Here is an 8,858-nt window from a genome sequence, read left to right as displayed (position 1 = left end):
CGACAGGCTGGTCCATTCATGGCTGAAGCCGGGTGGCAGCGTCGCCATGATCTTGTCGATCTCGTTCATGGCGTCACCTGACGAGACACCCGGTGCTGCCGAGCCCAGCACTTCCACGGCCGACGAACCGTTATAGCGTTCCAGACGCGGCGAGCCGCTGGTCCATATACCTGTCGCGAAAGCCGAGAACGGCACCATGTCGCCACTGGAGTTACGCACATACCAGCGATCGAAATCCTCCGGCTGCATGCGGTACTTGCGATCACCCTGAACATAGACTCTCTTTACGCGGCCGCGATCGATGAAGTCGTTGACGTAGGTTCCACCCCAGGCGGTCGACAGCGTCGAGTTGATATCGCCGAGATCGACATTCAGGGCCCGGGCTTTTTCCTGATCGATATGGACGGAATATTGCGGCGTATCATCCAGTCCGTTCGGACGTGTTCCACTCAGCCGCTGGTTTGTCGATGCCGCACCGAGCAGCTGGTTACGGGCCTGCATCAGCGCGGCATGGCCGGCACCATCGATATCCTTGATGAAGAAGTCGAAGCCGCTCGAGCTGCCGAAGCCGGGGATCGCCGGCGGCGCCAGTGCGAAGACGTTACCGTCCTTGATCTTGGAAAACGCCGCCATGGCCCGCTTGGCGATGGCCGAAGCCGTGGCCTGTGGGGTCGTGCGCTTGTCGAAATCCTTCAGGTCGACGAAGGCGATGGCCACGTTCTGCCCCTGTCCGCTGAAGTTGAAGCCGACACTTCCGAAGACACCGTCGACATAGTCCTTCTCGTTGGTGAGATAGTAATTCATCACCTGATTGAGCACCTTTCTGGTGCGATCGGCCGTGGCGCCGGGGGGAAGCTGAATGCTGGTCAACAAACGGCCCTGATCTTCCTCGGGCAGGAACGAGCTGGGTAGGCGATTGAACAGATAGGCGACAGCGCCACCGATCAGCACGAAGATCACCAGGAAGACTGCCGTGCGGCGGATCATGCCGTGGATGGTTCGCTGATAGCCTCGTGTTCCCCGCTCGAAATTGCGGTTGAACCAGCCGAATACGCCGCGCTCCCTGGCTCCATGCTCGGGCTTCTTGAGAATGGTAGCGCAAAGGGCCGGCGTCAGGATCAGGGCGACGATGACCGAGAGCACCATCGCCGAGACGATCGTCACCGAGAACTGGCGGTAGATGACACCAACCGAACCGGAGAAGAACGCCATCGGAATGAACACGGCCGAGAGAACCGTGGCGATGCCGATCAAGGCACCGGTGATTTCCTGCATCGATTTGATCGTCGCCTCTCGCGGCGACAATCCCTCTTCCTCCATGACGCGCTCGACGTTTTCGACGACGACGATGGCGTCGTCGACCAACAGACCGATGGCGAGCACCATGCCGAACATCGTCAACGTATTGATCGAGTATCCGAACAGCGACAGCACCCCGAAGGTGCCGAGCAGGACGACCGGGACGGCAAGTGTCGGGATCAGCGTTGCGCGGAGGTTCTGCAGGAAGACGAACATGACGATGAAAACGAGCACGATGGCTTCGAGCAGCGTCTTGACCACGTCCTCGATCGACAGTTTTACGAATGGCGTCGTGTCATAGGGATAATTGATCTCGACATTAGCCGGCAACGTGCTGCGCAAGCTGTCGATCGTCGCTTCAACCGCCGCAGCCGTATCAATCGCATTCGCACCGGTCGCCAGGCTGAGGCCAATACCGGCTGCAGGCAGACCGTTATAGACGCCTGATGTCACGTAACTGTCGGCGCCGAGCTGCACCGTGCCGACATCGTTGATGCGCACCAGCGAGCCGTCGGGCAGGCTCTTCAAGATGATATTCTCGAATTCCTGCGTCGTCTGGAAACGGCTGCCGGCTGTGACCGTCGCGTTGAGCTGCTGGCCGCCGAGCTGCGGCAACGCGCCAAGCTGGCCGGCCGAGACCTGGACGTTTTGCGCCGTGATCGCCGCGATGACATCCGACGTCATCAGCTGATATTTGGCGAGCTTGTCCGGATCCACCCAGATGCGCATGGCATAGCGCGCGCCGAAGAGCGTGGTGTCGCCAACACCCGGCACGCGCTTCAAGGTGTCGTTGAACGTGCTGTCGATATAGTCGGCAAGATCGGTCGGCGCGAGCTTTCCGTCGGTCGAGACAAAGGCCGCGACCAGGAAAAAGCTGGTCGTCGATTTGGAGACGGTAATGCCGGTATTCTGCACGGTTTGCGGCAATTGCGCGGTGACCAGCTGCAGCTTGTTCTGCACCTGCATCTGCGCGACGTCAGGATCGGCCTTGTTAGTGAAGGTCAGCGAGATCGATGCCTGACCCGTCGCGGTAGAGGTCGACGTCATATAGTCGAGATTGTCGATGCCGGTCATGCCCTGCTCGATGACCTTGGTCACCGAGTTTTCGACAGTGGCTGCATCGGCGCCGGAATAGGTGGCGGTGATGCGAACCGTCGTCGGCGCGATCTGCGGATATTGCGAGACCGAGAGCGTCAGGATGGACAGCGCACCTGCCAGCATGATGACGATGGAAATAACCCAGGCAAAGATCGGCCGGTCGATGAAGAAACGAGACATCGGCTTCCCTCAGTTCGTCGAGCCGGTAACGGCGGTTCTATCCGCGACGTCGGCCTTGTTCTGTTGTCCGGAGGCGGGAGTGTTGGCTGCAGCCAGCTGCTCGAGATTCCCCGTTGCATCGTCAACGGTGACCGATGCGACATTGACCTCCTGGCCATCGCGCACGCGTTGGCTGCCTTCGACGACGACGCGATCCCCCTCCGCTATTCCCTCGGCCACGAGCCAGCTATTGCCAATGCTGCGCTGGATGGTGAGCGCACGCTGCTGGATCTTTCCGTCCGTATTCACGAAGAAGGCCGTAGGCTCGCCCTTGCTGTTGCGGAAAACGGCGCGCTGCGGCACCAGGAAACTGTTTTCGGCAACCCCCTCCTGAATGGTCGCCCGCACATACATGCCGGGCAAGAGCACGCGCCCGGGGTTGGGGAAGATGGCCCGCACATTGATCGTCCCGACAGTCTCGGCAACTGCCGCTTCGGAGAATTCGAGCCGGCCGGTCTGCTGGTATCGGCTGCCATCTTCGAGCGTCAAATGAACGGAGACATTGTCACCGCTGGTCTTCAGACGGCCCTCCTCCACCGCACGGCGGAATTTCAGCAGATTTGTGCTCGACTGGGTGACATCGACATTGATCGGATCGAGTTGCCGGATGGTGGTCAGCGCAGTCGTTTGCTCGGCCGTGACGAGCGCGCCCACGGTAACGGTGGATGCATCGACGCGCCCGGAGATCGGTGCGCGAATTTTGGTGTAGTCGAGATTGATCCGCGCCGTTTCCAGAGCTGCCTTGGCGGAGGCCACATCCGCCTGGGCCTGCACGAGCGTCGCCTGCGCATCGTCGGTGTTCTGTTGGCTAACGGCACTCTGAGCGCTCAGGCCCTTGTAACGATCGAGCCGGGCCTGGGCATTCGGAATTGCGCCTTGCGCCCTTTGCAGCGCGGCGGCGGCGCTGTCATAGGAAGCCTGGTAGGAAGCCGGATCGATCTCATAGAGCACGTCACCGGCCTTGACCTCGCTGCCTTCCTTGAAGTTGCGGTTGCGGATGATGCCACCGACCTGCGGACGGACTTCGGCGACGAGATTGGCGCTGATGCGACCGGGCAGTTCTGCCGTAATCGCGACCGACTGCGGGCGCAATGTCACCGCGCTGATCTCGGGCTTTGCTGCCGCACGATTGGCCTGCTGTGCCGGTTGCTCGCTGCAGCCGGCCAATATTATCGCCAGAGTGCCGGAAGCAATTGCTCGCAGTAGATATTCTCTCATGTAGTCCTCATTGGGTTCAGACCTAAATCCGATTGAAGGATGGAGCGGCCGTTGTTTCGGCGCCGTGCCGCGCGAATTTGCGCGGTTGAAATCGCAGGCGGTTTTGCCTGGGCGGCCGCTCGGCAACTTATCGAGCGTAGCGGTACGACCGCGCAGCGGAGCGCAGATTGCGCGGCAAATTCCGTCGGCAACCGACTTGAGACGAGGGAGGGGTCAAGCCAAGCTTGGCGCTATGACGCACCAGCAAGCTTCGGCCGGATCTGTAGGAGCCGGACACGGGATTGGCGATCATGGCCTCTATTCCTCTTCAAGCTGTTTGCTCACGAGGGGAGGCTACGTCGGCTTTGTCGCATAGCTTTGCCGGCAAATGAGGAAAATGTATCAGATTGTATTCAGGTGCCGCGCCAGATCAGAGGCACCCAGCGGTTTCAGCTATAGTTTGATACATTTGACAATGTCTGATTTCATCGACGCATCGAAGCACAGCCGGCGAGCGCCGGCCTTCAATCGAGATGAAGGGGCTGTTGGCCGGGTTCAGGCAACCCGGCGACCTGGGGAATGATATCTTCGGCGGTCTTGCGGATGGTGATTTCGACGCCACCGATGCGGACGCCCTCATCCGTAATATCCGACACGCTGATGTAAAGAACTTCGGAATATTCCCGAAATGTGCGGGCGATCAATTCATAGACCGCCAGAGCGGTGTTCTCAGGCAATTCGTCGATGGATACGCTTTTGCTCGGCTGCATAGGAACTTCCTCGCACAAATCGAACGCCTTCAGGTGGTTCAACCAAGATCTACATTATAGCCGGGATATGTCGCAAAGATATCCCAGAAAGCCGCTAAGTTGTCGCAGACAATCACATTCATCCACAGGCCGGCAACCCGCTCTATGCGGCGCCTGATCGAACCTGGGCGCGATGCTTGGCGATGAAGGCCTTGACGGCAGGCGCACCCTCGCCCTTTCGATAGGCAATGGCAACGTCCGACGTCGCCGCCACCCCTTCTACGGGTTGATAACTGATGTTGGGAAGATCGGCGCAACGCATGGATTGCGGCACCAGCGCTATGCCGGTGCCTATCCCGACCAGAGCTGCTATCTCGGTAAAATCATGGGCGCTAGCCTTGACTATGGGCTCGAAGCCCGCTTCCCGGCATGCCTGCAGCGTGCTTCGATGAAATCCGATTTCTGGCGGTTGGCGCGGCGTGATGAATGTCTCGGCGCGAAACTCCGAAAGGTCGTCAATGGCATGCCCGGCGAACTCATGGTCACGGGGAAGCATCGCGATCAACGGCTCGCGAAGAATGACCTGAACGGTGACCCCGCTCGGTATTGGCGCCGGAGATCGGATATAGCCGAAATCGAGGAGCCCATCCGCGATCCTCTGCAACTGCTGGCGCAGTTCCATCTCCTGCAGCTCGATCTCGACATGGGGATGATCGCGCTTGAAGTTGCGAATGGCATGGACGACAGCGCCGGAATAGGCGGCCGATGCCACATAGCCGATCGAAATACGCCCGCTCTCCCCACGCCCGGCCCTATGAATGGCGGCAACGGTTGCCTCGGTTTGCGCAAGAACCTTCTTGGCCTCCTGAAAGAGGATCTCGCCTGAATGGGTGAGCTTGACGGCCCTGCGGCTCCTGTCGAGAAGCGGCATTCCGACGATCTTTTCGAGGCTGATGATCTGCTGGCTGAGGCCCGGCTGGGCAATGCCGAGACGCACCGCGGCCCGGTCGAAATTCCGTTCCTCGACCAGGGTCACGAAATATCTGAGATGCCTGAGTTCGAAACCTGCTTCCGGGCGTGCCAATACCATCTCCCGTGGAGAAATTGAGGGCTGTGAAGGCTCGCCAATTTCATAATCAGCAATTATGAAAAATTCGAGTGCCATTTATTGGAATTCTGAAAATAACATGATTAAAAAGGTCCAGTTTTTAATGTATATGGACCTCCGATGATCGGTTCTCTTAGTTTCTGCAACCTTATTTCGACCACCGCGCTGGCTACCGTCCTCAGCGCACCCTTTTTCACGGCAGCCGCTCAGGATGCTGGCACGACAGCGCTTGCCCCGATCGTTATTCAATCCAACCAGAACGAGGATCCGACCGCGCCGGTAAAGGGTTTCGTCGCCAAGACGAGCGCGACCGCCACCAAGACCGGAACGCCGCTGATTGAAACGCAGCAATCCATTTCCGTCATCACCACGGATCAGCTGAAATCGCAGGATGCCGAAACGCTCGGCCAGGCCCTTGATTATATTCCCGGGGTCAGCGGCGAACCCTTTGGCTCCGATCCGAGATTCGATTCACCGCGCATTCGCGGCTTTGACGGCCGCCAGGCTCAATTCCTGAACGGGCTGCGACTGATGCGCACCGCCGGCGCGCCTCCAATCGATCCCTACATGCTTGAACGCATCGAAGTGCTGCGCGGGCCAGCTTCCGTCATGTATGGCCAAGGCAATCCCGGCGGTATCATCAACCTGGTGAGCAAGCGGCCAGTCTTCGAAAGCTTCGGTGAATTCGGCGTGCAGGTCGGCAGCTACGACACATATGGCGCCTTTTTCGATGTTGGCGGACCGCTCGGAAAGGATTCGGACGTCGCCTATCGATTGACCGGATTGGTAAGAGCAGCCGGTGCGCAGACGGATAATCTCAACAATGACCGCTATTTCATCGCCCCGGCAGTGACCTGGAAACCCGATGAAGATACGAAGCTGACGATACTGACGAGCGTTCAGCACGACAATCCGAGCACGCCGTCAAGCCTGCCAGCTGCCCTTACCCTTTACGGATCGGGCGCCAAGCGCCTGTCACGAGATTTCTTCGTTGGCGACGACAGTTTCGACAGGTCGAACCGGACGCTGACAAATCTGGGTTACGAGCTGGAGCACCGTCTCAACGACACCTGGACTTTCCAGCAGAACCTTCGCTACCAGAACCTGGACTGGCGCTACCAGGCGCTCGGCATGTCGACGGCGGGGCTTGCCGCAAATGGCCGGACCATCAACCGCAACGCCACCATTCAGGACGAGTTGCTGAACACATTCAACGTCGACAACAACCTCATCGCCGAGTTCAATACCGGCGGGGTCGAGCACAAGACGCTTCTAGGTCTGGACTACCGCTATTATGACAACAATGTCGGCACGCAGTTCTGGCGCGCGACGTCGCTGGATGCCTTCAATCCCGTCTACGGTTTCGTCCGTCTGATCTCGCCGACCCTGAGCACCTATGTCGATTCCACCATGACGCAGGTCGGGATCTATGCCCAGGACGAGCTTGCATACGATAATTGGCGCGCAACGGCAGCGCTCCGGCAGGACTGGGCGGATACGTCGGGAACATCGACCAATCGATTGAGCGGCGTCACACGCTCGCTCGACAAGGACGACCAGAAGCTGACGGGACGCGTGGGCCTCAGCTATCTCTTCGACAACGGCATCGCACCCTACATCAGCTATGCAACGTCCTTCGAACCGGTGCCTGTGCCCTCGACCGGCCAGCTTCTCGACCCGACGACCGGCAAGCAGGTCGAAGTCGGCGTCAAGTACCAGCCCGTCGGCTGGGACGGCTTCTTCTCGGTCGCCGCCTATGATCTGCGCCAGAGAAATGTCCCGACCACGGTGGCGCTGCCGAGCGGCGGCACGACGACCGAGCAGATCGGCGAAGTGCGGGTGAAGGGTATCGAACTGGAAGGCGTGACCAGCCTTGCTGAAGGGCTCAACCTGCGCGCCGCCTATACCTACATGAAGGCGGAAATTGCCGGCGGCAACGACGATGGCAATCGCCCCGACAATGTTCCCAAACAGTCCACCAGCCTCTGGCTCGACTATAGCTTTGCCCAGGATACCGCGCTGGAAGGTTTTGGCATCGGCGGCGGTGTGCGCTATGTTGGGCAGCGCTATGGAGATACCAAAAATACGTTTAATCTCGACGGCGTCACGCTTTTCGATGCGGCGATCCACTACAAGAAAAACAACATGACGGCCTCGCTCAACGTCAAGAACATCGCCGACAAGAACTATGTTGCAAGCTGCAGCTCTTTCGGCTGCACCTATGGCGATGGCAGGACGGTCATGGGCAAGCTGACCTTTCAATGGTAATTGACGATCCGGCACGAGGCGGCCCTTTTGCTTCGCATATCAGCCGCCGGCAGGCTCTTGCCCTTCTGGCGGCCTTTTCCGTTCCGGGTGTCGCGCGGGCCTCGACGCCACGGCGTGTCGTGGCGATCGACTGGGCCATGCTGGAGACGTTGGTCGCACTCGGCGTCATGCCGATCGCTGCTACCGAACTCGTGCAGTTCCGCAAGGATGCCATCGAGCCCGCGCTGGATGACAAGGTCGCCGACCTCGGCCTGCGGGGATCACCGAACTTCGAGCTGCTTCGCCTGCTGCGGCCCGAACTCATTCTCATTTCGCCGTTCTATGCCCGCTACGAGGCGATCTATCGCTCGATCGCGCCGGTTCTGTCGCTTCCCTTCTATGTGCGGGGAGAACCGCCCTATCAGAAGGCTCTCGACGCCGTGATCACGCTCGCGGCTGACCTTGGCCTTGGCGACAAGGGGCGCGATGTCCTTCAGACACAGGCAATGCTCGTCGAGGACACCGCCCGCAGCCTGCAGGCCTTTGCCGCACGCCCGACCTATCTCGTGAATGTCGGCGATAGCCGGCATGTCAGGGTCTTCGGCGCCGACAGCATGTTTGGTGACATCCTTGTGCGGCTCGGATTGCGCAATGCCTGGAAGGATCGGTCCCGCTATACGTTTGCGGCTCCCGTGCCGCTCGAAAACCTGGCTGCCGAGCCTGACGCCCGTATCGTCGTCATCTCGGAAATACCTGTGGAAGCACGGAACAGCCTGAAAGACAGCATCATCTGGCAGTCGCTGCCGCCGGTCCGCGCCGGCCGTGTCCTCATGCTCGACAACATCAATCCCTATGGTGGCATCGTCGCCGCGGCCCGGTTCATGCGGCTTCTCAAACAGGCGATGCTGGTGTCCAGCGGAGAGACGCTGTGATCAGGCCGA

The 8,858-nt window shown here is 59.6% G+C and carries 6 protein-coding genes; 2 read left to right on the top strand and 4 right to left on the bottom strand.

Going from position 1 to position 8,858, the window contains the following annotated elements:
* The 4 genes from A6U86_RS21180 to A6U86_RS21165 all read right to left on the bottom strand — a co-directional run.
* Positions 1-2,577, bottom strand: a 2,577-nt coding sequence (locus tag A6U86_RS21180; RefSeq protein ID WP_068394942.1) for an efflux RND transporter permease subunit, incomplete at its 3' end; no start/stop codon positions are given.
* Positions 2,578-2,586: 9 nt separating this feature from the next.
* The gene (locus A6U86_RS21175) at positions 2,587-3,834 is read right to left on the bottom strand and encodes an efflux RND transporter periplasmic adaptor subunit (protein WP_068394941.1); all 1,248 of its coding nucleotides are present in this window, start codon (positions 3,832-3,834) and stop codon (positions 2,587-2,589) included.
* 503 nt (positions 3,835-4,337) lie between these two features.
* Positions 4,338-4,583, bottom strand: coding sequence for a hypothetical protein (locus A6U86_RS21170; protein ID WP_068394940.1), 246 nt, complete (start codon positions 4,581-4,583; stop codon positions 4,338-4,340).
* 142 nt (positions 4,584-4,725) lie between these two features.
* On the bottom strand, positions 4,726-5,646 hold the full coding sequence (locus A6U86_RS21165; RefSeq protein WP_234906330.1) for a LysR family transcriptional regulator: 921 nt from the start codon (positions 5,644-5,646) through the stop codon (positions 4,726-4,728).
* A gap of 144 nt (positions 5,647-5,790) precedes the next feature.
* On the opposite strand from A6U86_RS21165, the gene A6U86_RS21160 reads away from it, so the two are divergent.
* Together A6U86_RS21160 and A6U86_RS21155 are read left to right on the top strand one after the other, a co-directional pair.
* Positions 5,791-7,938: a TonB-dependent siderophore receptor gene (locus tag A6U86_RS21160; RefSeq protein WP_068394939.1), complete on the top strand. Its 2,148-nt coding sequence runs from the start codon at positions 5,791-5,793 to the stop codon at positions 7,936-7,938.
* Complete coding sequence (locus A6U86_RS21155) at positions 7,932-8,849, top strand: iron-siderophore ABC transporter substrate-binding protein (protein WP_068394938.1); 918 nt, start codon at positions 7,932-7,934, stop codon at positions 8,847-8,849. Before A6U86_RS21160 ends, A6U86_RS21155 begins: the two co-directional genes overlap by 7 nt.
* Positions 8,850-8,858 lie beyond the last annotated feature (9 nt).

This window comes from Rhizobium sp. AC27/96, assembly GCF_001692325.1.
Lineage (GTDB): Bacteria > Pseudomonadota > Alphaproteobacteria > Rhizobiales > Rhizobiaceae > Rhizobium.
This window is presented reverse-complemented; position numbering and strand designations above follow the sequence as displayed.